20 protein-coding genes, 2 tRNA genes and 1 pseudogene are annotated in these 25,883 nt (G+C 54.3%); 16 read left to right on the forward strand and 7 right to left on the reverse strand.

Annotated features, from left to right (window positions below):
- Nucleotides 1-2: 2 nt before the first annotated feature.
- From D5270_RS12210 to D5270_RS12225, 4 genes are read right to left on the reverse strand one after another with little or no spacing between them, the layout of a single operon-like run.
- Entirely contained in the window at nt 3-1,220 is a 1,218-nt protein-coding gene (locus D5270_RS12210) for a glutamine synthetase family protein (protein WP_166544373.1), read from the reverse strand.
- A gap of 14 nt (nt 1,221-1,234) precedes the next feature.
- The gene (locus D5270_RS12215) at nt 1,235-1,948 is read right to left on the reverse strand and encodes a glutamate synthase (RefSeq protein WP_166544374.1); all 714 of its coding nucleotides are present in this window, start codon (nt 1,946-1,948) and stop codon (nt 1,235-1,237) included.
- Between the two features lies 1 nt (nt 1,949).
- Nucleotides 1,950-3,455, reverse strand: coding sequence for a glutamate synthase-related protein (locus D5270_RS12220; protein WP_166544375.1), 1,506 nt, complete (start codon nt 3,453-3,455; stop codon nt 1,950-1,952).
- Complete coding sequence (locus D5270_RS12225; protein ID WP_166544376.1) at nt 3,455-4,543, reverse strand: class II glutamine amidotransferase; 1,089 nt, start codon at nt 4,541-4,543, stop codon at nt 3,455-3,457. The genes D5270_RS12220 and D5270_RS12225 overlap by 1 nt, the downstream gene beginning before the upstream one ends.
- A gap of 326 nt (nt 4,544-4,869) precedes the next feature.
- Here D5270_RS12225 and D5270_RS12230 point away from each other — a divergent pair, with 326 nt between their 5' ends.
- The 13 genes from D5270_RS12230 (at nt 4,870) to D5270_RS12290 (ending at nt 22,170) form a co-directional block, all read left to right on the forward strand.
- A complete protein-coding gene (locus tag D5270_RS12230; protein WP_166544377.1) occupies nt 4,870-6,960 on the forward strand; it encodes a glutamine synthetase III family protein in 2,091 nt (696 codons plus the stop codon).
- 31 nt (nt 6,961-6,991) lie between these two features.
- Nucleotides 6,992-8,746: an ammonium transporter gene (locus D5270_RS12235; RefSeq protein ID WP_166544378.1), complete on the forward strand. Its 1,755-nt coding sequence runs from the start codon at nt 6,992-6,994 to the stop codon at nt 8,744-8,746.
- A gap of 64 nt (nt 8,747-8,810) precedes the next feature.
- Nucleotides 8,811-10,391, forward strand: coding sequence for an asparagine synthase B (asnB, locus tag D5270_RS12240; RefSeq protein ID WP_166544379.1), 1,581 nt, complete (start codon nt 8,811-8,813; stop codon nt 10,389-10,391).
- 13 nt (nt 10,392-10,404) lie between these two features.
- Nucleotides 10,405-11,874 carry an amidophosphoribosyltransferase gene (purF, locus tag D5270_RS12245; RefSeq protein WP_166544380.1) on the forward strand — a complete coding sequence of 490 codons (1,470 nt, stop codon included), beginning with the start codon at nt 10,405-10,407 and terminating at the stop codon, nt 11,872-11,874.
- A 709-nt stretch (nt 11,875-12,583) separates the two neighbouring features.
- The gene (locus D5270_RS12250) at nt 12,584-12,898 is read left to right on the forward strand and encodes a hypothetical protein (protein ID WP_166544381.1); all 315 of its coding nucleotides are present in this window, start codon (nt 12,584-12,586) and stop codon (nt 12,896-12,898) included.
- Nucleotides 12,899-13,165: 267 nt separating this feature from the next.
- The gene (locus D5270_RS12255) at nt 13,166-13,840 is read left to right on the forward strand and encodes a response regulator transcription factor (RefSeq protein ID WP_166544382.1); all 675 of its coding nucleotides are present in this window, start codon (nt 13,166-13,168) and stop codon (nt 13,838-13,840) included.
- Between the two features lie 11 nt (nt 13,841-13,851).
- On the forward strand, nt 13,852-15,105 hold the full coding sequence (locus D5270_RS12260; protein ID WP_166544383.1) for a sensor histidine kinase: 1,254 nt from the start codon (nt 13,852-13,854) through the stop codon (nt 15,103-15,105).
- 182 nt (nt 15,106-15,287) lie between these two features.
- Nucleotides 15,288-15,725, forward strand: a complete 438-nt coding sequence (locus D5270_RS12265) for a VanZ family protein (RefSeq protein WP_166544384.1) — start codon at nt 15,288-15,290, stop codon at nt 15,723-15,725.
- Nucleotides 15,726-15,876: 151 nt separating this feature from the next.
- Nucleotides 15,877-16,911 (forward strand): hypothetical protein, encoded by a 1,035-nt coding sequence (locus tag D5270_RS12270; protein ID WP_166544385.1) that lies wholly within the window; start codon nt 15,877-15,879, stop codon nt 16,909-16,911.
- Between the two features lie 2 nt (nt 16,912-16,913).
- On the forward strand, nt 16,914-18,092 hold the full coding sequence (locus D5270_RS12275) for a hypothetical protein (protein WP_166544386.1): 1,179 nt from the start codon (nt 16,914-16,916) through the stop codon (nt 18,090-18,092).
- A gap of 1 nt (nt 18,093) precedes the next feature.
- Nucleotides 18,094-18,981 carry an ABC transporter ATP-binding protein gene (locus tag D5270_RS12280; RefSeq protein WP_166544387.1) on the forward strand — a complete coding sequence of 296 codons (888 nt, stop codon included), beginning with the start codon at nt 18,094-18,096 and terminating at the stop codon, nt 18,979-18,981.
- The gene (locus tag D5270_RS12285; protein WP_166544388.1) at nt 18,959-20,179 is read left to right on the forward strand and encodes an ABC transporter permease; all 1,221 of its coding nucleotides are present in this window, start codon (nt 18,959-18,961) and stop codon (nt 20,177-20,179) included. Before D5270_RS12280 ends, D5270_RS12285 begins: the two co-directional genes overlap by 23 nt.
- Nucleotides 20,176-22,170: an ABC transporter permease gene (locus D5270_RS12290; RefSeq protein WP_166544389.1), complete on the forward strand. Its 1,995-nt coding sequence runs from the start codon at nt 20,176-20,178 to the stop codon at nt 22,168-22,170. Before D5270_RS12285 ends, D5270_RS12290 begins: the two co-directional genes overlap by 4 nt.
- Before the next feature lie 230 nt (nt 22,171-22,400).
- Here D5270_RS12290 and D5270_RS12295 read toward each other — a convergent pair.
- Nucleotides 22,401-22,817 (reverse strand): annotated as a pseudogene (locus D5270_RS12295) (DUF6076 domain-containing protein); the annotation flags it as partial.
- An 824-nt stretch (nt 22,818-23,641) separates the two neighbouring features.
- Between D5270_RS12295 and D5270_RS12300 the strand changes: the two are divergent.
- The 3 genes from D5270_RS12300 (at nt 23,642) to D5270_RS17155 (ending at nt 25,197) form a co-directional block, all read left to right on the forward strand.
- Nucleotides 23,642-23,914, forward strand: coding sequence for a hypothetical protein (locus tag D5270_RS12300; protein ID WP_166544391.1), 273 nt, complete (start codon nt 23,642-23,644; stop codon nt 23,912-23,914).
- Nucleotides 23,915-24,042: 128 nt separating this feature from the next.
- The gene (locus D5270_RS17150) at nt 24,043-24,576 is read left to right on the forward strand and encodes a hypothetical protein (protein WP_330587528.1); all 534 of its coding nucleotides are present in this window, start codon (nt 24,043-24,045) and stop codon (nt 24,574-24,576) included.
- 27 nt (nt 24,577-24,603) lie between these two features.
- Nucleotides 24,604-25,197 carry a site-specific integrase gene (locus D5270_RS17155; protein ID WP_330587529.1) on the forward strand — a complete coding sequence of 198 codons (594 nt, stop codon included), beginning with the start codon at nt 24,604-24,606 and terminating at the stop codon, nt 25,195-25,197.
- 256 nt (nt 25,198-25,453) lie between these two features.
- Here the strand turns inward: D5270_RS17155 and D5270_RS12310 are convergent.
- Nucleotides 25,454-25,538 (reverse strand) — tRNA-Tyr (locus tag D5270_RS12310).
- Between the two features lie 61 nt (nt 25,539-25,599).
- Nucleotides 25,600-25,675, reverse strand: a tRNA-Thr gene (locus D5270_RS12315).
- Between the last annotated feature and the right edge of the window lie 208 nt (nt 25,676-25,883).

Here is a 25,883-nt window from a genome sequence, read left to right on the forward strand (position 1 = left end):
TTTCAAGGCTTACTGCTTGCACAGAAGCTTTCCAGCACACAAGCAGGCATATGCTCCCGGATAAACACGCTCTGCCAGGCCAGACGCTGGGCTTCCGGCAAACTTTCCGGTAGCTGGCGGTACCGGGCAAGTACTTCGGGAGGCGCTTTGTACAGGTTTAAGTTCGCTACCATAGGCAGGTCCAAGCGCTGCCGGATGCCGTAGAGTCCCGCCTGTATCATCAGTGCCAAAGCTAGATAAGGATTGGCCTCAGGGTCCGGGGAGCGCAGTTCGGCACGCCGGTATTCCCCGGAACCGGAGGGGATGCGCACCAGTTGAGAGCGGTTTTCGCTGGACCAGGAGATATACCTGGGAGCTTTGAACCTGCCAAACCGGGCGTATGAGTTCTCCACTGGATTCAGAAAGGCCGTCATCTCCGGCGCCTTCTCCAGTATTCCGGCAATTATATGACAGAGGTCGTTGCTGTGTTCTGAGCGCACGGATATATTGACATGAAAGCCGTTTCCTGGCCAGTCAGGGAGGGGCCTGGGTGAAAAATCTGCCCAGAGACCGTTACGCCTTGCTACAGTCTTCACCACCGTTCTGAAGGTCATGGCGTTGTCCGCGGCGGTAAGGGGGTCAGAGTAGCGGAAATCTATTTCATTCTGGCCCGGCCCTTCTTTGTGGTAGGAGCTCTCCGGGGCAATGCCCATCTGTTCCAGGGTTAGGCAAATCTCCCGGCGGATATTCTCCCCCCGGTCCTCGGGGGCAATGTCCATATATCCCGCCTGGTCGTAGGGCTCCAAAGTAGGCTGCCCATTCTGGTCCAGGTTGAACAGGTAGAACTCCTGCTCAGTCCCGAAGAAAAAGCCGCGCCCCAGCTTTTCCGCCGCTTCCACTGCCCTTTGCAGAAGCCGCCGGGTATCGCCGGGGAAGTCTGTTCCGCCGGACAGGCTTATGCTGCTGAACATGCGCACTACCCTGCCGTGCTCTGGCCGCCAGGGCAGCACTGTCAGGGTATCTGGGTCCGGGTGCAGCAGCAGGTCCGAATAGGTCTCGTCCCCAAAGCCCGCAATAGCGGAGCCGTCAAAGGGAATACCCTGGGCAAAGGCCCTGGGCAGTTCCCCTGGCAGGATGGAAATATTCTTCTGCCGGCCAAATACGTCGCAGAAGGCCAGCCGGATAAACTTAATATCCTCTTCCTTTACATACTGCAGGACCTCGTTTTGCGTATATTTCATGGTCGCCGCTCCTTTCAGTTCATCACATACATCTGCCGGTAAGGATTCCCATTGTCCGGGGTCACAGAGGTGAATGGGCTGTTCAGCACCTCGGAAAGATCATACCCAAAGGCAACGCAAAAGGCCTCCAGCTGCCCGCGCACCTCCTCCAGTTCCTCCCGCTCTGCCGGCTGCGCGGTCACCTGGGCAGGGAAAGAGATATCCTCCCAGCAGCCCCGCAGCAACAATTTTCCTCCGTGCATTCCGGTGCAGGGGAAGTTACCCACCGGCCTGCCGCCGTTCAGCGCCAGCACAATAATAATCCCCCCGGCCTGGTATTCTCCCAGAAAGCTCCCGGCTCTGCCGCCTATTATCATCACTGGGACCTTGTCCTTATAAGCCTTCATATGGATTCCGGCCCGGTACCCAGCGTCTCCCTTCACCAATATGTGCCCGCCCCGCATAGCATACCCCGCGGCGTCCCCAATGCTGCCGTGCACGATTATCTCACCGGCGTTCATGGTATCGCCCGCCGCGTCTTGGGCGTTACCATATACGGTGATGTTTCCGCCGTTGAGATAAGCCCCCAGAGCGTTCCCGGGCACGCCTTCTATTGTCAGTTCTCCGGCGTCCATGCCGGCGCCAAGAAACCTTTCCCCGCAGCAGCCGGTGAGCCTGCAGGCGGCGGTTTTCCGCAGGCGCTCGTTTATCTCATGGTAACCAAGGCCCTGTATGTTTATCGTCTCCATGTTATTCCCCCGCGTGTTTTATGCCTAAGATGTCCAGTTCCTTTTGGGTGAGTCCTATGCCCCGAAGCATAAGCCGGTTGCCTCTAAGGGCTTCGATAGAGTTTATCCCCATCCCCCCCATGAGCTCCTTCATCTCATGCCTCCAGGCTGTCATCAGGTTTATAAGTCTTTTTGCCGCGGCATCCGGGTCCAGGCGTTTCACCAACTCCGGCTCTTGGGTGGCAATGCCCCAGGCACAGCGCCCGGTTTGGCAGGTGTGGCAGAGATGGCACCCCATGGCCAGCATAGCCGCTGTGGCAATATAGCAGGCGTCCGCCCCCAATGCCACAGCCTTTACCACATCTGCGGCGCTGCGGATGCTGCCACCGGCCACCAGGCTTACCTGCCCACGGATACCCTCGTCCCGCAGGCGCTGGTCAACTGCCGCCAGGGCCAGCTCGATGGGGATGCCCACATTGTCCCGGATGCGGGTGGGAGCCGCGCCGGTGCCGCCCCGGAAACCATCTATCGCGATAATGTCTGCTCCGCTGCGGGCAATGCCGCTGGCTATGGCGGCAATATTATGCACTGCCGCCACCTTGACGATGACCGGCTTTTGATACCCGGAGGCCTCCTTAAGGGAAAACACCAGCTGCCGCAAATCCTCAATAGAGTAGATGTCGTGGTGGGGCGCGGGAGAAATGGCGTCGGAGCCCTCGGGTACCATACGGGTCCTGGCCACGTCCCCCACAATTTTTCCGCCGGGCAGATGGCCCCCAATCCCCGGCTTTGCTCCCTGCCCCATCTTTATCTCAATAGCCGCCCCGGCGTTCAAATATCCCTTATGTACCCCAAACCGCCCGGATGCCACCTGCACAATGGTGTTGGCTCCATACCGGTAGAAATCCTCATGCAGCCCACCCTCGCCAGTATTGTATAGGATATCCAGCTCATCCGCCGCTCTTGCCAGGGCGGCATGGGCGTTATAGCTGATGGAGCCGTAGCTCATAGCGGAGAACATCACAGGCATGGACAGTTCCAACAGGGGCGGCATCGTGGTATCCAGGCTTCCGTCAGGCCTTCTTACCACCCGTTCCGGCCGCTGGCCCAGGAAAACCTTTGTCTCCATAGGCTCGCGTAAAGGGTCGATGGGAGGGTTTGTCACCTGGGAGGCATTGAGCAGGAGTTTATCCCAATACACAGGGATTTCCTTAGGACTGCCCATGGAGGACAGCAGCACGCCGCCTGTCCTGGCTTGCTTATAGATTTCATGGACCACAGACTGCCGCCAATTGGAGTTGCCCATGGGGGCATAATCTGAACGGACAATTTTCAGCGCCCGGGCAGGACAGAAGCTGGCACAGCGCTGGCAATTGACGCATTTTGTGTCGTCAGCCGTAATTCTTCCGCTTCTGCCGTCTATGGCGTATACCTCATGGGAGCACTGTTTTATGCAGGCGCCGCAGCCTGTGCAGCGGCCAGCATCCCGCCGGACCTCATATTCCGGATAGATAAAGTCTATGCCCATCAGTACGCCCCCTCCTTTACTCTCACAATAACCGGTTCGCCGCCCGCCGGAGCCCAGATATGCTCCGCCTCCGGCTCCATCATCCGGATTGCGGCCTCTTCGCTGGCGATGAACACCCTGTCGTCCTTTTCGCCTACAACCATGGAGCGCAGCTTTAGCCGGTCATTCAGGGCCATCAGCCCGCCTGTAAATCCCAGTACGATGGAAAAGGGTCCGGTAATAAGCAGGCTGGGAAACATGCTGCGCAGATAAATATGCTTTTCTCTGTGCTCCGTTTTGCTCTCTATCGTGCTCCAGAAGGGGGCGGCAACCACCGACGCGGCCTCCGCAAGGCTCAACCCCTGTACCCGCAGCAGGTAGTCCATTATATAAGTAATAACTTCCGTGTCCGTCTGCAATGTACACTGATAACCAAACATCTCCATATACCGCCGGTTGGCGTCATAAGAAGAAATCTCCCCGTTGTGTACCACCGACCAGTCCAGCAGGGTAAAGGGGTGCGCCCCTCCCCACCAGCCCGGGGTATTGGTAGGGTACCGCCCATGAGCGGACCAGGCGTAGCCGGCGTAGTCCTCTAAGCGATAGAACTCCCCTACGTCCTCGGGATAGCCCACGGCCTTGAACACCCCCATATTCTTCCCGGATGAGAACACAAAGGCTCCTTTTATTTCGGCGTTTATTTTCATGACGGTTCGGGCCACAAACTCTTTCTCGTCCAGCTGCAGGCTTCTCAGCAGGGAGGGAAAGGGAGAGAGGAAGTAGCGCCAGATGATTGGCTCGCCGGTGATAGAGGGCATCTTTCTGGTAGGAATCAGCTCTGACTGGACCAGCTCAAAGCGCTCTTTCAAAAAGGCCTCGCAGGACTTGCGGGTATCCCTGCAGTCAAAGAACATGTGCATGGCGTAGAATTCCCGGTAAGCCGGATAGATGCCGTACCCGGCAAAGCCGCCGCCCAGGCCGTTGGAGCGCTCGTGCATGGGGCGCATGGCCTCTGAGACTATACTGCCGGGCATTCTGCGGCCCTCTTTCGAGATGACGGCCGCGATGGCACAGCCGGAGGGGATGCGGACCTGACCTTCGATTTCCATAGTACCATATCCTTAATAAAAATTTTCAAAAAAATAACGCCCGCCCCGGGCGCAGGGATTCCCTGGGCCGGAATGAACGCCATTGCTCATTTGAATTTATTATATGCGTTATCTTTCAGAATGTCAAGAGCTTGCCAAAAAAACTTGAGTTTTTTTCAAAAAAATGAAATACCAAAAGAAAATATTGCAAAACAGGGTTGACAAACAGCTCCTACTGACGTATAATGGGGCACGGTAAAGGCAAGGGCGTCTTTCCGGGAGTGCAGACAGCGGGTACTCCGGAGAGCGCCCCTGCCTTATTTTTTGTAAAAGAGGATGTGCGTATTATGAAACTGGTTCAGGAATATTTCGGCAGCATGGTCTTTGATGACCGGGTGATGAAAGCCAACCTTCCCTCAGATGTATATAAGTCCTTGCACAGGACGATTGAAAGGGGCGCCAGACTGGACCCTGGGGTGGCTGACGCTGTTGCCAGCGCTATGAAGGACTGGGCGGTATCTAAGGGCGCCACCCACTATACCCACTGGTTCCAGCCGCTTACCGGCGTTACCGCCGAAAAACACGACAGCTTTATCTCTCCCTCCCCCGACGGCGGAGTAATCATGGAGTTTTCCGGCAAGGAATTGATTAAGGGTGAGCCCGACGCCTCCTCATTCCCTTCCGGAGGTCTCAGAGCAACCTTCGAGGCCCGGGGATATACCGCCTGGGACCCCACCTCCTACGCTTTTATAAAGGGAAAAACCTTGTGTATCCCTACAGCTTTCTGTTCCTACGGCGGCGAGGCTCTGGATAAGAAAACGCCCTTGCTGCGCTCCATGGCGGCCCTTAACAATCAGGCCATGCGCATTATCAGGTTGTTCGGCAACAAGGAGGTAAAGTGCGTGCGCACCTCTGTGGGGCCCGAACAGGAATACTTCCTCATAACCCAGGAGATGTACGATAAGCGCCCGGATTTGCGTTTCACCGGCCGTACCCTCTTTGGCAAGCGCCCTCCCAAAGGACAGGAGATGGACGACCACTACTTCGGCGTAATAAAACCCCGGGTGGCGGCCTATATGGAGGAGCTGAATGACGAGCTGTGGAAACTGGGGATACTGGCTAAGACCGAGCATAACGAAGTGGCGCCCGCACAGCACGAGCTGGCCCCCATCTATACCACCACCAACGTGGCCACGGACCACAACCAGCTGGCCATGGAGGTTATGCAAAAGGTAGCCGCCAGGCACGGCCTGGTGTGCCTTCTGCACGAAAAGCCCTTTGACGGAGTAAACGGCAGCGGCAAGCACAACAACTGGTCCATTTCTACCGACGCGGGCGTAAATTTGCTCTCCCCTGGGGAGACCCCCTATGAGAACGCCCAGTTCCTCCTGTTTCTCTGCGCGGTGATCAAGGCTGTGGACGACTACCAGGACCTGCTGCGCATAGCTGTAGCGACCGCGGGCAACGACCATAGGCTTGGAGCCAACGAGGCCCCTCCGGCGGTTGTCAGCATATTTCTGGGCGATGAGCTTAACGGCGTTCTGGAGGCCATAGAGACCGGCGCGCCCTATGCCGGGGCCCAGAAAACCCAGATGAAGCTGGGGGTTGATGTGCTGCCCAAGTTTAACCGGGATACCACGGACCGCAACCGTACCTCGCCCTTTGCTTTCACAGGCAACAAGTTTGAGTTCCGTATGCTGGGTTCCTCCAACAGCATTGCCTGTGCCAACATCATGCTGAACGCCGCTGTAGCCGAGAGCCTGAGGATATACGCCGACCGGCTGGAGGGGTCGGCGGACTTTGAGTCCGCCCTGCATGAGATGATACGCAAAACAATAAAGGACCATAAGAATATCATCTTTAATGGCAACGGCTATGACGGTTCATGGATAGAGGAGGCCACTAAAAAGCGCGGCCTGCTGAACTATCCCACCACCCCGGACTGCATGCCCCATCTGCTGGACGAAAAAAATGTGACAATGCTCACCTCCCAGGGGGTATACAGCCGGGCGGAGCTGGAATCCCGTTGTGAGATTATGCTGGAAAATTATGTCAAGACCGTTACCATAGAAGCAAACACTATGGTCAGCATGGCCCGCCGCCAGATTGCCCCGGCAGTAGAGACCTACACCGTAAAGCTGCTGGAGGCCGCCTCGGCAAAGAAATCCCTTGACGCCGGGCTGGACAGTGCCTATGAGCTGGATTTAATAAAGGAGCTGTCACAGCTGGCCCATGAGATTTCTCAGCGCGCGGGCCTGCTGGAGGAAGCTGTCGGAGAGCTCTCTGGCACGGTAGAGGAGCAGGGCTATACGGTGCGTGATGTGCTCTTAAAGCACATGAAGGAGCTTCGGATGGTATGCGACCGGGCTGAGACCATCACTGCCAAAGAGTTCTGGCCCTATCCCAGCTACGGCGATATACTTTTCAGCGTAAGGTAAAAACATTGTAACTTAAAGGAGTGTGGATATTATGGGAGCGGAGCAGATTATATCCCTGGTGACGGAAACTGTGAGCACACAGGTATTCGGGGTCTGGTTTCTCATTGGCGCGGCCCTGGTGTTCTTTATGCAGGCTGGTTTCGCTATGGTGGAGACCGGTTTCACCCGAGCCAAAAACGCAGGCAATATTATTATGAAGAACCTGATGGACTTCTGCATTGGCACAGTGGTGTTCGTACTTTTGGGCTTCAGCCTGATGATGGCCGAGGACTATGTGATGGGTTTTATCGGTATACCAAACCTGGATATATTCCGTAATTTTCCTGGTTTTATTGAAGAAAATGCCTCCAGCTTTGTGTTTAATCTGGTGTTCTGCGCCACGGCGGCCACCATTGTCTCCGGCGCTATGGCCGAGCGCACCAAGTTTTTGTCCTACTGTATTTATTCCGGAGTAATCTCCCTGTTCGTATACCCTGTTGAGGCCGGATGGGTCTGGAACAGCCAAGGCTGGCTGGTCCAGCTGGGCTTCCATGATTTTGCCGGCTCTGCGGCCATCCACTCCGTGGGCGGCGTCACGGCGCTGATTGGGGCCGTTCTGGTGGGTCCAAGGCTTGGCAAGTACATGGAGGATGAAGAAGGCAAGGTGAAGAAGGTAAACGCCATACCCGGCCACTCCATCACCCTGGGGGCTCTGGGCTGTTTCATCCTATGGTTTGGATGGTACGGCTTCAACGGCGCGGCCGCTTGGGACAACACCTCCCTGGCCTCTATTTTCCTGACTACCACCATTGCGCCGGCTGTGGCCACGGTTACCACCATGCTGTTTACCTGGATAAAGAATGGTAAGCCGGATGTTTCCATGTGTCTGAACGCATCCTTGGCAGGCCTGGTGGGTATTACCGCTGGGTGCGACGCCCTGGACGCCCTGGGCTCGGTGATTGTGGGAATTGTTTCCGGAATTCTGGTGGTTGCGGTGGTCGAAATCCTGGACCTCAAGCTGCACATCGACGACCCGGTAGGCGCTGTAGGCGTGCACCTTGCCAATGGCGTATGGGGCACCGCCGCTGTGGGGCTTCTGGCTAACCCTGACGCTCCGGCAGGCCTCAGGGGACTGTTCTACACCGGCGACCCCGGCCTGCTGTGGGTACAGCTGCTGGGCATCCTGGCAATCCTTGCCTGGACGGCTGCGCTGATGACCGTCACGTTTGCGATAATCAAAAGAACCGTTGGCCTGCGTGTTGAGCCGGAGGAGGAGATCAAGGGCCTTGACAGCACCGAACACGGCCTGCTAAGCGCCTACGCGGACTTTGCCCCAGCGGTTGAGAGCCTGGACTACGGCTGCGGGAATGTCATAGCCGTTACCGGAGACACGCCGGCCGCTGAAGCTATCCCGGTGAAAAAAGAGCCCACCCTAGTTCCTGACGGCGTGCCCAAGCTCACGAAGGTTGAGATTATCTGCCGGGAGAGCCGGTTCGAGGCCCTGAAGTCCGCCATGATGGCCCTGGGCATCACCGGCATGACGGTTTCCCATGTGCTGGGCTGCGGTGTACAAAAGGGCAAGCCCGAGTATTACAGAGGCGTGCAGGTGGAAGCCAGCCTTCTGCCCAAGATACAGGTGGATATCGTTGTCAGCCGGGTACCGGTCTCCTCGGTTGTAGAGACGGCAAAAAGGGTGCTGTATACCGGCCATATCGGCGACGGCAAGATATTTATCTATGATGTGGAGGACGTAGTGAAAGTGCGTACCGGCGAGACCGGATATGACGCGCTGCAGGACGTTGAATAATATGCCATGCGGAGAGCGGGGCTCGTTGTGACCCCGCCTGTTCCGCTTTCACGGAGGGATTCTTATGTGTTCAATCATCAGCTGCTGCGGCCCCTGCAACCAGCCTGACCTTGTAAAGGCATGCTTTGACCGCAGCTTGTCCCGGGGCCCGGACGACACCCGGTTTATCGATACTGGCAACGGCTTTATGGGCTTCCATCGCCTGGCTATCATGGGCCTAAGCCCTCAGGGCATGCAGCCCTTTGAGCTGGACGGCAGCTATGTGGTCTGCAACGGCGAGTTATACGGCTTTGAAAAGTTCAAACAGCAGCTCGCAGACAGATACGTCTTTCAAAGCGGCTCTGACTGCGAGGTACTGCTGCCCCTTTACAGGGAGTATGGCGCCGGCATGTTTAACCTGCTGGACGCGGAATTTGCCTGTGTTATATATGATGGAAACACAGGAGAGTACATAGCCGCCCGGGACCCCATCGGCATCCGTCCCCTGTACTACGGCTGGGGGGAAAGCGGCGCCATGCTCTTTGCCAGCGAGCCCAAGGACCTGATAGGCCTATGCGGGGAGATACGGCCCTTTCCGCCGGGACATTATTACAAAGCCGGGAGGTTTGTCCCCTACAGGGATATTTCCCGGACCGAGAGGGTCTGCCACGACGATATGGACACGATATGCGAAAACATCCGGGCTAAGCTCACTGCGGGCATAAAGAAGCGGTTGGTTTCAGACGCGAAGCTGGGATTCCTTCTTTCCGGCGGTCTTGACTCATCCCTGGTCTGCGCCGTGGCGCAGCGGTACTGTAAAACGCCAATCCGCACCTTTGCGATTGGCATGGAGGGAGACGCCATAGACCTGAAATATGCCCGGCAGGCTGCGGACTTTATCGGCAGCAGCCACACCCAGGTTATAATCACCAGACAAGACGTGCTGGACGCTCTGGAGACAGTGGTGGCGGTCCTGGGGACATTCGATATTACCACTATCCGCGCCAGTGTGGGCATGTTCCTGGTATGCAAATATATCCATGAGAATACAGACATCCGGGTTCTTCTTACTGGAGAAATATCCGATGAGCTGTTTGGCTATAAGTATACGGACTTCGCCCCAAGCGCCCAGGCTTTCCAGAAGGAATCTGAGAAACGCATCCGGGAGCTGCATATGTACGATGTTCTCCGGGCCGACCGCTGTATCTCCGTCAACTCTTTGGAGGCCAGGGTGCCCTTTGGCGATTTGGACTTTGTGGAGTACGTTATGTCTGTTGACCCGGAGAAAAAGCTGAATACCTACGGCAAGGGCAAGTATCTTCTGCGAAGGGCTTTTGCTCAGGGGGATTTTCTGCCGGAGGAAATTCTCTGGCGGGAAAAAGCGGCTTTTTCCGACGCGGTAGGCCACTCTATGGTGGACTATTTGAAGGAGTATGCCGAGGGGCTTTACACAGACAAGGCGTTTGAGGCAAAAAGCAAGTCCTATACCCACGCCCGGCCCTTTACGAAAGAAGCCCTGCTGTATAGAGAATTGTTTGAGAAATACTATCCTGGCCAGGGACAGCTAATCGATGGTTTTTGGATGCCCAATCCGGAATGGGAGGGCTGTAAAGTAGACGACCCGTCGGCAAGAGTGCTGGCAAACTATGGGGCCAGCGGAGAATAAAGGAGAGGCGCGCATGAGTATACATGAGGAATGCGGAATTTTCGGTGTGTGGCTGCCAGACCGCGCAGAGGCGGCCGAGCTCTGCTATTACGGCCTTTTTGCCCTTCAGCACCGGGGACAAGAGAGCTGCGGGATTGTGATAAACGACGACGGCGTCTTCGCGTCCCATAAGGACGTTGGCCTGCTGGGAGAGGTGTTCACCCCAGAGGCGCTGGGCCGCCTGCCTAAAGGAAACATGGGGGTGGGCCATGTGCGCTACGGCACCACCGGAGGCAGCGGGCGCAGGAACTGCCAGCCCATAGAGGTGAACCATCAGAAAGGGAAAATGGCCCTGGCCCACAACGGCAACCTTAGCAATGCCGCCGGGCTCCGAAACAGTCTGGAGCTTTCCGGCGCTATTTTCCACACCACCAGCGACACGGAGATTATCGCTTATATTGTCACCCAGCAGCGCCTGCGCGCTTCCTCCATTGAAACAGCCCTGTGCGCGGCCATGGACGAGTTGGACGGAGCCTACTCTCTGGTGCTTATGTCTGCCCAAAAGCTCATAGCCGCCCGGGACCCCTTTGGTTTCCGGCCATTATGTTACGGCAGGCTTTCCGGCGGCGGGTACGCCGTGGCCTCAGAGAGCTGCGCTCTGGCGGCCATTGGCGCAGAATTTGAGCGAGACCTGGAGCCGGGGGAAATTTTGGTTTTCGGTCCCGGCGGAATGGCGTCATACCGAGAGCACTGCGGCCGGAAGCCGAAAAGGCTCTGTGTTTTTGAGTATATCTATTTTGCAAGGCCCGACTCGGTGCTGGACGGAATACCCGTGCACCTGGCAAGGCAGCGGGCCGGAGAACTGCTGGCAGCGCGGCGCCCCGCAAACGCCGACCTGGTTATCGGTGTGCCGGACTCTGGTCTGGACGCGGCCCTGGGCTTCAGCAGGGCATCCGGAATCCCTTATGGCATGGGACTCATTAAGAACAAGTACATTGGCCGCACATTCATCTCTCCAATCCAGGCCCAGCGTCTGGACCAGGTGCGCATTAAGCTAAGCCCCATAGAGTCTGCGGTGAAGGGCCGGAAGCTGGTGCTGGTGGACGACTCCATCGTGAGAGGGACCACCAGTGGACGCATAGTCAAGCTGCTGCGGGAGGCAGGCGCCAAAGAGATACACCTAAGGGTGTCATCGCCGCCATTTCTGCACCCCTGCTACTATGGCACGGACATCGACTCCCAAGACAACCTGATTGCGTGCAGGCATACAGTAGAGGAGACTGCCGCCATCATTGGAGCAGACTCCCTGGGCTATCTGCCGGTAGACGCCCTTGACCGGCTGGCGGGGAGCTGCGGTATTTGCGCCGCCTGTTTCAACGGGCGTTACCCAACACCCATTCCTGAGGACACCCGTAAGGACAGGTTCGAGCAAAAGCTGGGAACGAGGGAGAATGCGGCGTTTCGGAAAACTGAAAAAAGAAACCCTAGTCAAACGTCAGTTTAGGGTAAAAGCAGCAGAAAAGAACCGGCCACCCGGATGCGGGAGAGTTTTGGTGAACCCGAACTATGCGGCGTGTTCGTCGTCGCTATTATTGGCGCCCATGGCGGCATGACCAGGCATGCCAGTTACGGGTCTGATCCGTTTGTGGCCCCTGTGAGGGCCTTATCAGGCGAACTGAGGCCGCTCTCGAGGAAAGTAAACGAGAGCAGGCCCAGAACGCCGTTTTGGGGCATTTGCGGCGATTTGTGAGGGGCACCTGCCTCGCCTCCAGCAGCGGCACAAATTCTCTGCGAGCAACGGCGCAAATCTGCTGTAAAGATACGCACCGAAAACCGCACAATCATAGCATAATGCTTTGTCTGGCCTCGCCTCGTACAGTGGAGGGGGACATGGAGGAGCAGGATCTTACTATGGCTGGGAACTGAATGTGCCTTATATCCCCGATGGGTTGACCGGCGGTGGGCAGGCAGTCACCGCAACCATCTACCGAGACAATACTACTGAGAAAGTGATTGAAGATCAGGTAAGCCGGGGCTTCTGGGCAGATTTCTAGGAGGACGGGAGTCCCAAGTCTGATGACGATATTATAATTCCCAAGGGCTTTACCATCACAGTTTCCAAGCTGGGTATCATTCATTGTGGCCTGCTTCCGGTAGATGAGGATCGTACTACCGACTTTGGCGGAGTAGCCGTTACCCTCAACCACTGCTCCATGAAGCATGGCCCCTTTGACTCCACAAAAAAGGCCGCTGACGGTCTTTCAAATATGCCAGCGGGGTATTACGACATCTATACAGCCTCGTTCACGCTGGATGGGGTGGAGTACGAGGTATTGGCACAGCGGCTGGAGGTGGAGGAAGTTATCAAAATCGTGGCATCCATCATCAATATGCCATGCAGTGAGAATTTTGTCGTGGGGCGTTCACAGGGCATTCCCGACAAGGGCAGTATGTCTGCCGAATACCCCGACACTGCCATCGTTCCAAGCTTGGACCTGGACGAACCAAGTGAGCAGGTCGAGCCATAAGTTGACACAACTCATCCCTATTCCTATTTTAGCAGGCAGTCACACATAATTAGTGATTGCCTGCTTTTTGTAACATATTTGACCGCTTGTTTCCTTTCATTATTTTCGGTAGCCGCTTCTGTTAATATGGTGTGGCATTGCAATATATTTGCAGCCGTGATAGAATAACGGCTGGCGGACAAAATCTGCTAATCTCGAAGAATGTATATGACCTTGACCAAATTTTGACTTTCTCACTATATGATGAAAAAGACTGGAGGTGTTCGCATGGCATACAGAATTTTGATCGTTGATGATGAGCTTATCCTAACCGAACTGCTTTCAACCCATTTGCAGGATCACGGCTATACGGTTTCCGTAGCCAACAGCAGCGATGAAGCCTTGGCGAAGCTGAATACAAAGCCGAATCTCATCCTTCTGGACATCAATATGCCGGGGATGGACGGGCTGGAGCTGTGCAAGGTCATTCGGAATCATATCGTCTGCCCTATCCTCTTCCTGACGGCGCGGATCACCGAGCAGGATAAGGTCAACGGCCTGCGGGCCGGAGGAGACGACTATATCACCAAGCCTTTCAGCTTGCGGGAATTGGTTGCCCGCATCGAGGCCCATCTGCGCCGGGACGAGCGGAACAACCGCCCGCCGGAGGTTGTGACCTCCCAGGGGCTGATTATCAACCTTTCTGATCGAAAAGTATTTTGGAACGAGCAGGAGCTTTCCTTTTCCAAGAGGGAATTTGACATCATTGAGTTTCTCTCATCTAATCCAAATCAGGTTTTTGACAAGGAGCGTATTTATGAGACGGTATGGGGATATGACGCAGAGGGCGACAGCAACGTGATTAAGGAGCATATCCGAAAAATCCGCGCAAAGCTCATGCAGGCCAGCGGGAGTGAGTACATCGAAACAGTTTGGGGGATGGGCTACCGGTGGAAAAAATAAAAAGGCAATCAGTGAAAAACTCCTTTATAAAGGCTGTGGCGGTCACAATGCTGATTGTGTTCTTTTGCAGCGCCCTTGCGATTTTCGGCTGTTACCGCTTTCAAAAACACATTCTCCCTGATTCCAATGAGGTTTGGCTGACGCAGCAGACAACCGCCCCGGATGGTACGGTCACAGAGGCAAAGATGAGGTATGTCCTTGATAGCTCACCAGAGCCATTCGGCCAACTGGTAGCGGACAGCCAGGAACACAACGAGAATCAGGGACAGACGAGCTACATGATAGAGCGTATGGAATCCAGCTACTCCATGCTTTCCCCGAAAGCGAGAACGGCCTACCGCATTTCGCAGATTTGTATAGTGCTGCTGCCCTTCCTGTTTGCTGTGATTGGAATTACTTTGTGCGCGTGGTGGTTTTATCACAAGGTGCTGGAGCCACCGATTATTGTCCTGACGGATGCCACCACGCATATTCAAGACCGGGATTTGAACTTTCGAATCACTTTTGACGGGCAGGATGAATTGGGCCAGCTCTGTACCGCCTTTGAGAAAATGCGGCAGACCCTATATGAGAACAGCCGTCAGATGTGGAGTATGCTGGAGGAGCGCCGCGCATTGCAGGCGTCCGTGGCCCATGATCTGCGTAACCCTATCGCCATTATGACCGGCTATGTGGAGTATTTGCAGGAGAACAACCGGGGCGGGACTTTGACAGAGGAAAAACTGGAAAAGGCGCTCTCCAATCTCGGCATTACCGCGGAGCGCATGGGCCGCTACACAGATACCATGCGTGACCTGGGCGCTATCGAAGAAACAGAAGTCCACCGCAGAGAAGTGGAACTTCCTGAGTTTTTACAGCACATGGCGGATTCTCTATCTATCCTGTTTCAGAATACCGAGGTGCGTTTTTCCTGTGACCTCCATGTGCCGAAGGGGAGGGCCGTCCTTGACGGGGAACTGTTATACCGCGTTCTGGAAAACCTGATCTCCAATGCCCTGCGTTTTGCGGAACATCAAATTGAACTCGCCTTTTACCTGGAACACGGAACGCTGTCGGCCACCGTGACCGATGACGGGCCGGGCTTTTCGGACAAGCTGCTGCAAAAGAAAACTGCCCTGTTCTACTCCGAGGATACCTCCGGCCAGCACTTGGGGCTGGGGCTGGCGGTGAGCCGGGTGCTTTGCCAGAAGCATGGGGGAGCCATAGAGCTTGCAAATCAACCGACCCATGGAGCCTGCGTGAAAGCCTCCATCAAGATCGAATAACCCCCACTGTGGCAATGAGTAAGGGGCCGCTTGCTTTTTGGGAGAAAGAGGTGTATAATGCAGGAACAATAAACCGACATTTAAAAGAAGGGGTATTATGAAATACTTGATCGATTTTACGGCGTTGGCCTTCTTATTATGCGTTCGTTTTTTTGAAGAAATGGAAAAGCGGAGGCCGCGATGTGCTGCTTGTCAATACGCTGATGTATATATATCTTTCTTTTGTGCTTTATTTCACGCTTATGCCAATTATAGTTGAACTCCCGTTTATTCTGAATCACCCTTACACTCCCATGAACATGGTGCCATTTATTGATGTTATGATGGAAAGAGGGGACTTTGTAAAGCAGGTTGTGTTAAACGTTGTCATGACCATGCCATTTGGTTTTCTGTTTCCACTGACCCGAAAGAAAGGCGCCGGATTTTTTATAACAGTATTTTTCTGTTTTATGATGAGTCTGGGTATTGAGCTGCTGCAGCCGCTCATTGGCGGCTTCAGGTCTTCGGATGTGACAGATTTAATCACGAACGTGATTGGCGGAATGCTCGGGTATGTTCTTTATGTTCTTTTCAAACCAGTCACCTTTATGATTTTAGATCATATGAAAAGGAAAACTTAAAAGTGTAAATTCTGGTTTCACAGGGAATTTTTGCTTTCTGGCAAAATCCCCCGGATGCCGCCCAAAAAACTTGGGCGGCATTTCGCTTTCCTTGACCGAATTTTGACCTTTGCCCGTTATACTCGACCCATCAAAGCAAAGGAGGCCATGTATGCGAAAACGATTGATTGCCGTTCTCTTGATATGCGGCGCACTTTTATCCCTCGCCGCCTGCGGGAACTATGCCATTCCAGACAGTACACCCCCGCCGTCACAGGCTGTTGCGGCAAACCCGTTTGAGGCAGCGGAGGAGGATGCCGGGTTTCTGGCAATGCTCACCCACGAAGCTGCTTCGGCTGATTTCTCCGAGAGTGGGGAGCGTCTGCCATTCCCCTATGACGGCGGCGAGTTTCGGCTGGAGTACCAGTTTTCTCTTAGCGGAAAAATGGATACCGTTGGATTTCTCCTGTTTCTGGACGGCCAGCCCCAGCCCTACAAGGTGAACGATACCACAGCGGAGTATGAGTATTGCCACAGCTTCCCCACAGCAGAGGATCAGACCTTTTCCTTCCTCTTTGAGCCTGTGACCGGCAGTACCGGCGATACGCTGACCCTGACCGTGGTGAGCATCATGAACCCGGACTTCCAGCCGGATATGGAATCCACATCCAGCTATGGCTGGTATCATAAGACGCTGGATTCCTATGTTGAATTGAAGTTCAACGTAGACGCCCCCGCCGCCCATTCAGACCTTCCGCCTGTCCGGGAAATCTTTTCACAAAGCGAAGTGCGGGAGGAAAAGGCCACAGCGCAGTATGTGGAAAACGAGCTTCCCAAATACGGCTGGGGCGGTGTGAGCATGGACACGCTGGACAGTGGAATCTATTATACCTTCTCCTGTGACGGCGGCATCACCTATGACAACCTGTGCGTTTCCACTCCTGTTCCCCTGCAATTTACCATGTGCGGCACAGCCGGAACAAGTTACAGCATCGCTTTTTTCCTGGATCATCAGCCGGTGAAATTTGACGGAAGCACCTCCTGCTCCATTACATTGAGCAAAGGCGGCGTTATGGAGCTTGAAGCCGTGATCGACCCGGACAAGCTGGGGCAGTTTAACACCTTCTACTGTGTGGCCGTCCCCCAGGGCGGAGCCTCCGGCCCGTTCTTTAAGACCAATTCTATTTTATTGTATAAGGAGAACTGAACATGAAAAAGACATTCTGCATCACATTGGCGCTGCCTTTCACACTGGCATTGTCCGCCTGCGGCAAGACGGATGTCCCTGTCCCTGCGGTTTCGGGAAACGTCCCCTCCGATACATCCGTTGTCACTGTCCCGCCCTCTGACGGACAGCAGAACCAGCCCATTTCCCAGGCTGGTACATCCTGCACCTTCGACCCCGCCCTGTTTGGCGGTAAGCTCCAGAGCTGCGCCTATGCCGGGAACGGAACTCTTTTTGTGCTGGCGGACAAGCTGTATCTCTACGACACCGGGACTTCCTCGGTGCTGGCCACCGCAGAAGCGCCTCTGCGCGACTTTGAAGCGCAGGCCATTGACGGGGGCTACGTCCTGTCTGGCATGGGCGATAGCGGCATGATGGCGTACATCTACGACAGCTCACTCTCTCTGAACAAGGAGATCGCGGTGAATGAGCTTTTGCAGGGAGATTTTGTTGTCAGCGAAACCGGGGGCGTAGCGGCCTCCACGGACGGAAAGAAGCTGGCGTTTGCCGCTATGCGCGGGCTGTATCTGTATGACCTGGAAAGCGGGAGCCTTACTACCCTCCTGGACGTGGCCCAAAACGCCGGAACAGCCAGCATGAGTGTTTCGATGCTGAATGGTGTTGCCTTTGCCCAAGATAACAGCCAGATCGTGTTCTTTGGCAGCGGCAACTCGATTCCCGCAGTAGACGGCGAGGAAGGCTTTTCCGTCCACGGGAGCATCGCCGTGGATGGCAGCGGTCTGAAACTCACAAAACCGTCCGACTATGAAATGGAAGAAATGCAGAGCAGCGTCAGTCGGTTGTTTTTCCCGCAGACCTTTACCCAGGCCAACGGCACACTGCTTTGGATCGACCGGGCAACGGGCAGCGCCAATACGCTCTCCTTCTCCGCCAGCGGTGAGGGTAAAGACGGCGTGTACGGCTCGGAGCAGGGGAACTATGTCGCTACCGCTGTTCTGGGCAGTAATCTGACTGTTCGCGTCTATGACGTGGCCTCCGGCGCATTGGTTGCCACCGAAGTGATCGAGAACTCCGACCCCACATATTTCAACCGCATCCCCAGGATTTACCTTTTGGACGCGGCCAAGACCGCCGTAGTCGTTCTTGGAGGCAGTATCAGCGAAATTGATACGCTGGTATCTACATTTGAGTTTGGAGCGTAACATGGAAATCACATTTGAAAGCGTATCGAAGCGATACAAAAACAAGTATGCCCTGAAAAACTTTACCGCCACGCTGGGCGAGGGTGTGTACGGCCTGCTGGGTGAAAACGGGGCCGGGAAAACAACGCTTATCAATACCTTTGTGGGTATCCTGCGCGGGGACAGCGGCACGATTCGGGTGGACGGACAGGATGTGAGAACGCTGGGCAAGATGTTCCTATCCCAAATCGGCTATATGCCGCAGTATCCTATCTTCTATCGGGATTTTACTGTCAAGGATTTTCTGCTCTATATGTGTGCGCTGAAAGACATTCCCTCCCGTGAAGCGCAGGACCGGGTTTCGGAGCTGCTTGCCACGGTGAACCTGACGGACGCGCAGGACAAGAAAATCGGCGCGCTCTCCGGCGGTATGCGTCAGCGTGTCGGCATTGTGCAGGCCATGCTGTCCGACCCCAAAATTCTGATTTTGGACGAGCCTACCGCCGGTCTTGACCCCAGCGAGAGGATACGGTTTCGGAACCTGATCTCCCGGTTTGCCCAGGGCCGGACAATCCTGCTGGCAACTCACATTGTTTCCGATGTTGAGTGCATCGCGCGGGAAATCCTGCTGCTGAAACAGGGGACGCTTCTCATGCAGGGAACGCCCGCCGCGCTGGAACAAAACATTGAGGGCAAGGTGTGGAATGTGACCGCCGGGGCCGAAAGAGCCGCGCTGCTGACCGATATGTACTGTGTCAGCAACATGAAGCAGGAGGACGGACAGTTTACCCTCCGCATTGTTGAGGATGGATGCCCGCTCAAGACCGCACAGCCTGTCCAGCCCAACCTGGAGGATGTGTTCTTGTACTATTGCAGGGGGGAGCGCCATGATACGTCTGATACGGTATGAGTTTATCAAGCAGTTCTGTAAACGCTCCCTTCTGGTGCTCTTTGTGGTGTTCAGCCTCGCCAACCTGTTCAAAATCTATGGCGAATACAAATCCTACTCCTATCTGACAGACGGGAACGGAAAGCGGAGCTGGCACACGCTTCATTGGCAGCTTTATGAGGAATACCGGGGAGAGATCACCCCGGAGAAGATCGAAGGCTTGCTTGCGGTTTATCAGCCTCTTGTGGAGGCCACGTCAGATATGACCGCAAGCACAGCCACCGATGACCCCAACACCATGACCGGGAACCTGTATAGCGACAGGAACCTGCTGGACAAATATTTCGTAACACCTATGCAGTATTTCTATGAATACAGCGGCCGGTCGGAGCAAGTGGCAAACAGAGCGCGGCAAAGCGCCGCGCTCTATGGGGAACGGGGAGCAGTCTATCAGCAGAGGGAGAGCGGCGCGATCTATAATCTTTATGCTGGCCGCACCATCCCTGCCTTTGCCTACCGGGAAATGTGCAATTACTATCTGAACTATGATTTTTCCATCGTCCTGACCCTCCTGCTCTGTCTCTATGGGATCATCGGAACCTTTGTGAGCGAGCGGGAAACGCAGATGGATATGCTGTTACTGATAAGTCCCAACGGCGGCAGAAAAACAGCCCTGGCGAAAATCATTGCGGCCACCCTGTTTCTGCTTTTGACCTCGCTGTGGTTTTCTCTCCTTGACCTGATTGGCTTTGCGGCCTCCTTTCAGACCCTGGAAGGGCTGGCCCTGCCGGTGTTCGCAATTCCGAGCTTTGCGGAAAGCTCCGTCAATCTCAGCATTTTTCAGTATGTCCTCCTGTCCTCGGCCCTCAAATGCGCCGGTACATGGATGATTGGGATGCTCTGGCTGTTGGTTTCGATGTTCTGGAAAAATGCCCTGCTCCCCTTTGTCATCAACTTTGCCCTCTGTATGGCGCTGATTGTCAGCGGAGCCACCTGCGCCTACTCCAATTTCTTCTGGACAAAAGTGCTGAACCCTTATTCTCTGCTGACAACCCGTGTTCTCCTGGGGAAAACGGAGTTTGTGAACCTGGGCGGCTTTCCCATCCTGACCTGGCAGGCCGCAGTTTGGATTTCTTTGACAGCGGGCCTTGTGCTTGCCGCCGCAATCTATTATCTGTCAGCGGAAAACTGTCACCGCTGTGTTGGGAGGGCAAAATGAGTGTTTTCTCTTATGAATGGAAAAAACTGATGATTTACCAGCGGGGCCTATGCTATATCCTGGCCGCGCTCCTGGTCAGTACGGTTTGGCTGGCCGCAGCCGATAGGCCGCAGAACAGCGCGATGGAAGAATACCGCGAGGAATACGAGTGGTATCTGGAACGGCTGGACGGGGCGTATACAGAGGAAAAGGCCGCTTGGCTGGAGCAGGAGGCCCAGGCCATCACGGAGGCCCGTTATGCCCGCTCCGGGTCCCAGGAAAGCTATTACAGCGGCCAGATCACAGAGGAACAGTATGAGCGGCAGATCGCGGAGGTCAACACGGTTTTGGCCCATGAGCATGGCTTTGAAGCTGTGTATCAGCAATATTTATATATCTGCGAGAACACTGGCAATCGTTACTTTCTGAAAACAAACGGCTGGGCGGGGCTGTTTTCCTCCCAAGCGCTGGACTTCCCTCTGTTCCTTGTCATTTTGATTTTGGCCGCTACGGTTTTTTGCTCGGAGTATAGCTGCCAGATGGACGCGCTTTTGCGGACGGCACCGCAGAGCCGCAAGAGTGCCGGATGCAAAGTCGTGATGACCCTCTGCGCTGTGTTTGTCCTCTGTGGAGGGTTGGCCCTGATTCGCTTTGCTTTCTTCGGAATAAAATACGGCCTGCCCAATGGGGAGTACCCTGTTCAGAGTATCGCCAGTTTCGGGGGCAGTACAAAAAACATCTCCCTGCTGGCCGCGTATCTGATTTTGACCGTCCTGCGCTGCTTTGGCTCGGTGTACCTCGCCGCCCTGCTGCTCTTTCTCTCCGTTTTGGTGAAGAAATATGCCCTAACAGTGGTGATCGGAGTGGCATCCACCTTGATCCCGTATATCGGCCTGTCCAGACAGATCTGCTACCGCTTGCCGCTGCCCCTGCCGTTCCTGCTGGCAACCGGCTTTCTGGAGGGGGCCTCCTCCATGGAGGATTCGCTGACAGGAGAACCCATCGTGACTTTTTCAGAGCGTTCCCCCCAGGATCTGCTGGCTCTACTTGGCCTGTCCGCTGTGTGCTGCTCCCTCATGGTATGGTGGGTTCTGCGGCAAAACACAAACTGCTGGCAGTCCGGAAGAAAACTCGTCAGAGGCTGCGGGGTTGCCGCGCTCTGCCTGTTGGTGTTGCTCTCACTGTCCAGCTGCTCTGTCGCAGAATCCGCAAACGGGATATTCAATTCATCTTCGCAAAGTGTGACTTACAGTGTGGTCTACGATGACCAGACGCGGACCTACGCTCTGGAAAACCGGGCAACCGGCGCTTTGACGGATTTGGCCCTCTCTCCGCTGTTCGGGGCCTTTTCGGATGGGGAATCCATCAAGGCTGTTTATATGGATGCCCCGTATATTTACTATATGACCTCCCGTACAGAACAGTATGTGGATCGGGTCGGCAGCTACAACAGCACAGCTACCCAGGTGTCCATTGTCCAGCTTGATACAGAAACCTTTGAGGAACAGGTTATTTTTGAGAAAATAACGGACAGCGGGCGATCTCTGCTGGGAATTGACTATACCGTGGGGGATACCTGGATGTTTCTGCAATACTGCTATGGCTTTTTCTTGAACAACGACAGCCTCTTTTTTATTACGAATGATGGGATTACGGAAGTAAGCAGGACGATCCAGCGAACGCAAGTGCTGGACATTCCCACCAGGGGGAATATAGCGTTTGATGGGCGGACGATCTACTTCATCAACGAAAATTCTCTGCTGACAGCGTATGACACCAAAACCCACAAAGAAAGACCGTTTCGGAATGTGGTTGCTTCCGACTTCTGCCTGACTGAGCAGGGGCTGTACTTTATCAACCGTATGGATTCCGACCGCGTTTATCTGTGCGGCAGGGATGGCATTGGCAGTCTGAAGATTTCAAATGACCCAGCCCTGTCTGTTGGCTATGACGGCAAGAAAGTTACCATGATTCTAAAATCAGACGGGATGGAGGTGGTTTTTGAACCGTGACGGTACGGGAGCGCCAAGCATCCGTCAGAGCAAGGCGAAAAGAGCATCGTAGAAAAATGCTCAGGCTCTACTCCTGGCGGGGAATGATCGTATCTCTGCTGATTCTGATCACTATACTTATGATATGCGGAGTGCTTTATATTAAAGAGTATCTGACCTGTGCGTTTGAGAAACAACTGGATTATGTGGCAGTCAAAATCTACACCGCATAAACAAAGAAAAACCTTTCCTCAAAGCGCACTGAGTTTGTCGCGCAACTCCAAGTCCGTCAGCTTGCCTTGCTCCGCATCATCTCTGAGCTTCTGTGCCAGCGCGACCTTCTCGTTCCACTCATCTACCGTGATTTTATGCCTTGCTTTCCTCATCTTCAACCTGTCATAAGCCCTCCGATATTCCCGCTGAGCGGGAGTGCCGGAGGCTTTTTCTCGTTCCGCTTTACGGTGTGCGCCGACCTTGCGGCAGGTGCGTGAAGTTTCACCGGGAGCGATATTGTTGCAGTAGCAGGTGTTGTAGCCAGCGGTCAGCAGAAAATACTTCCCACAATTCTGACAGCGGCGAGGGCAGTTGCCGTGCATCAGACCACGGTAGAGGTCAGCGTACAGAAAGCTCATGAGGTTTGTAAACTGCATCTGCTCCGCAATCACAAACTTACCGGTTCCATAATGTGCTTTTCAATTTCGGATAAAAGCTGTTCCATTAGTTCATAAGGCTGCAGCATGGATTTGCCTCCCGTTGAGTAATTACCTTTGCAAGAAGTGCTTTGATTATATCACTTTCATGACCCAATTACAAACATAAAAAACACTTCAGAGGACAATCAAATACTACGACGAGTGCCAACCATCGAGGTGCGCGTTTGTGGCCCCTGTGAGGGCCGTGTTGGGCAATTTAGGCCGGCGATCGGGGAGAGAAATCGGCCACCGGCCTAAAACGCCATTTTGAGGCATTTGTGGCGATTTGTGAGGGGCACCTGCCTCACCTCCAGCCGCGGCACAAATCCTCCGCGAACAACGGCGCAAACTCGTCGCAAAGATATGCACTGAAATGGAAAATAATTCAGCCAGAGAGAACAGAAAAAACATGGTCGAAAAACAAGCAGGAGAAAGCAAGGCGCCATGTCGGCGCCTTTGCAGTCTACACCGTCCGGCAGAGCCGGGCGGGATGGCTAGAAACCACGGGCTTTTTCGGGAGTTGCAGGGCATGGTGAGATAGGGGTCATACTAGGGTCACAAATGGAGGTTTGGTGTAAAGCTAGGGGTTGCAAGTAGGGAGAAATGGCTAAATATTGGGAGATTTTTAGGGGTCGCAAGTTGGTGTATTGCATTTTCGGAGGTAATTTATGGATCCAGAAAATATGCAGCGGATAAGCCTATATTTAGACAGAAGTCTGGTCCAACGAGCAGATAGATTTGCGAAAGAACAGGGCTTTTCCTCCCGAAATGAGCTGTTCGCGCGAGCGGTTGAGAATCTCATGGCAGACAACGCTCTGCAGGATAATGACATCTTGGGCGACAAACTTGCCGGGGCCGTCTTGAAACTGTCCGAGGATAATGCTAAAGCCATCTCCAAGGGACTTTTCCGCTATGCGGTGCAGCTTGAGATGGTGATGCGGGTGCTGGCTGAACTTTCTGAGTACACGCCTGAACAGGTAGAGGAAATGCGCCGCGAGGCCATAAACAATGTGCGCCGCACCCGTGGCAAGGTGAGTTTCGAAGACATTTTAGCCGGATATTACGACGATTGACTCCCTCAAAATTTGCGCCGCTAAACTAAAGAAAAGGGATTTGGGAACCCCCAAAAAGTAAGAAAAATGTCAGTGGACTTTCTCAGCAGGGTATGGTATTGTGGTGTGCTGAGAAAGGGGGCCAAGATATGGCAAAGAAACGAGCAAACGGCGAAGGAAACATACGCAAGCGCAAGGATGGCAGGTGGGAAGGGCGGTACACCGCTGGTTACGACTCACTTACCGGCAAGCGCATAATCAAGAATGTGCTCGGCAAGACCCAGGCAGAGGTCAAAGAAAAGCTTGCTTTAGCAATGGACGATGTCAAAGATTTGGACGTGTCTCGCTCTGATGATTACACGGTCGGCTCATGGCTCACCAACTGGTACACCCTCTACGCCAAGCCCAACGTGCGTGTTTCCACCGCTGAATACTACCGCCGGAGCATCGAACTTCATGTGAACCCGCGAATCGGTGACATCAAGCTAAACAAGCTGACGGGCCGTGACCTACAGAAGCTATACCAAGACTTACGTGAAAATGGACGTTTGCGGGAAGTCCAGAAAGAGAAATCCCCCGGCCTGAGCGCCTCCACGGTTCGCGGCATCCACCTCATGCTCCACAACGCTTTAGACAGGGCAGTCAAGGAACGCTTGATCCAGCGCAACCCTACCGATGACTGAATCGCCCCAAAGTTGGAGAAAAAGGAGATGAAGTTCCTCCCTGCCGAGGACATGAAAGCCTACCTTGACGAGGCCGACCGCCGCCACGTCCTCCCCATGTTTTACCTGGAACTGGTCAGCGGCCTACGAAAAGGCGAACTGGTAGCCCTCCTCTGGTCAGACCTGGACATTGAGAATCAGACCATCAGCGTCAGCAAACAGGCCACGCGTGACGAAAATGGCAACATTGCCATCACCCGCCCCAAGACAGAAACGTCCGTCAGGCTGGTGTCTATCCCGCAGAAAGCAGTAAAACTGCTCCAGCAGGAACACAGCAAACACCCTGACAACCCCTATATGTTTCCGTCCACACGAACAGGCGAGATGTACTACCCCGACTCGATAGTAACGCTCCACAAGCGAATATTAAAGTCAGCAGGATTAAATTATATAAATTTTCATTCACTCCGTCACACCTTCGCGACCGCCGCACTACAAAATGGTGTAGACGTGAAAACCGTCAGCAGTATGCTGGGCCACTACGACGCAGGATTCACGCTGAGAACCTACACCCACGCCACCCGCCAAAAGCAGGAGCAGGCCGCAGAAAAGATGGGAAATTTCATGGACAAGGTCATGTGAGTGTGGGTCAAACGAGAAAAACGGCTGGAACTTCCTGCCCGGAAGTATCCAGCCGTTTCCGTTTATTTCCGCGTGTGGGTCACGGTGTGGGTCAGGACAAAAAGCCGACAGAGCAACGCCGAACTCGCAAAAAAATAAGTTGAAACTCTATCCGCAATATCCATTTTGATATGCAGTTTCTTTACTGAACTTGACCGCCAAGACAATTTGTACAAACAAAACAAGAACCTCACATTTTCATGCAAGGTTTTGTCAATGGTGGGGGAGAGTGGATTCGAACCACTGAAGTCGTCGACAACAGATTTACAGTCTGCCCCCTTTGGCCACTCGGGAACTCCCCCATAAATTATGCAATTTTATACAAGCGGTGCGCCCGGTTTTGGAGAACCGGGCCCGTCCCGCTGGAGCTGGTGAACGGACTCGAACCCCTGACCTGCTGATTACAAATCAGCTGCTCTACCAACTGAGCTACACCAGCAGCTCTCTCAGCGCTTGTTTATTATACCTCTAATCAGTCGAAATGTCAAGCCCCTTTTTTTGATTTTTTCTGCGGGCAAAGCAGAAGGCCGCTCTGGGTGAGAGCAGCCTTCTTAAAGAGGAAGTAAGGAGTTAAAAATGAGGATATGATGAAAAAGAGTCGTTCTGTGGCTCTGCCTGCCACGATGATATAGTACCCTATAATTATG

It is taken from the genome of Acutalibacter sp. 1XD8-36 (assembly GCF_009917525.1).
Taxonomy (GTDB): Bacteria; Bacillota; Clostridia; order Oscillospirales; family Acutalibacteraceae; genus Acutalibacter.

Bases quoted from the DNA above. Each gene is read 5' to 3' on its own strand.
- D5270_RS12210 (WP_166544373.1), bottom strand. From the start codon at position 1,220: ATGAAATATACGCAAAACGAGGTCCTGCAGTATGTAAAGGAAGAGGAT.
- D5270_RS12215 (WP_166544374.1), bottom strand. From the start codon at position 1,948: ATGGAGACGATAAACATACAGGGCCTTGGTTACCATGAGATAAACGAG.
- D5270_RS12220 (WP_166544375.1), bottom strand. From the start codon at position 3,455: ATGGGCATAGACTTTATCTATCCGGAATATGAGGTCCGGCGGGATGCT.
- D5270_RS12225 (WP_166544376.1), bottom strand. From the start codon at position 4,543: ATGGAAATCGAAGGTCAGGTCCGCATCCCCTCCGGCTGTGCCATCGCG.
- D5270_RS12230 (WP_166544377.1), top strand. From the start codon at position 4,870: ATGAAACTGGTTCAGGAATATTTCGGCAGCATGGTCTTTGATGACCGG.
- D5270_RS12235 (WP_166544378.1), top strand. From the start codon at position 6,992: ATGGGAGCGGAGCAGATTATATCCCTGGTGACGGAAACTGTGAGCACA.
- asnB (WP_166544379.1), top strand. From the start codon at position 8,811: ATGTGTTCAATCATCAGCTGCTGCGGCCCCTGCAACCAGCCTGACCTT.
- purF (WP_166544380.1), top strand. From the start codon at position 10,405: ATGAGTATACATGAGGAATGCGGAATTTTCGGTGTGTGGCTGCCAGAC.
- D5270_RS12250 (WP_166544381.1), top strand. From the start codon at position 12,584: ATGAAGCATGGCCCCTTTGACTCCACAAAAAAGGCCGCTGACGGTCTT.
- D5270_RS12255 (WP_166544382.1), top strand. From the start codon at position 13,166: ATGGCATACAGAATTTTGATCGTTGATGATGAGCTTATCCTAACCGAA.
- D5270_RS12270 (WP_166544385.1), top strand. From the start codon at position 15,877: ATGCGAAAACGATTGATTGCCGTTCTCTTGATATGCGGCGCACTTTTA.
- D5270_RS12275 (WP_166544386.1), top strand. From the start codon at position 16,914: ATGAAAAAGACATTCTGCATCACATTGGCGCTGCCTTTCACACTGGCA.
- D5270_RS12280 (WP_166544387.1), top strand. From the start codon at position 18,094: ATGGAAATCACATTTGAAAGCGTATCGAAGCGATACAAAAACAAGTAT.
- D5270_RS12285 (WP_166544388.1), top strand. From the start codon at position 18,959: ATGATACGTCTGATACGGTATGAGTTTATCAAGCAGTTCTGTAAACGC.
- D5270_RS12290 (WP_166544389.1), top strand. From the start codon at position 20,176: ATGAGTGTTTTCTCTTATGAATGGAAAAAACTGATGATTTACCAGCGG.
- D5270_RS12300 (WP_166544391.1), top strand. From the start codon at position 23,642: ATGGCAGACAACGCTCTGCAGGATAATGACATCTTGGGCGACAAACTT.
- D5270_RS17150 (WP_330587528.1), top strand. From the start codon at position 24,043: ATGGCAAAGAAACGAGCAAACGGCGAAGGAAACATACGCAAGCGCAAG.
- D5270_RS17155 (WP_330587529.1), top strand. From the start codon at position 24,604: ATGAAGTTCCTCCCTGCCGAGGACATGAAAGCCTACCTTGACGAGGCC.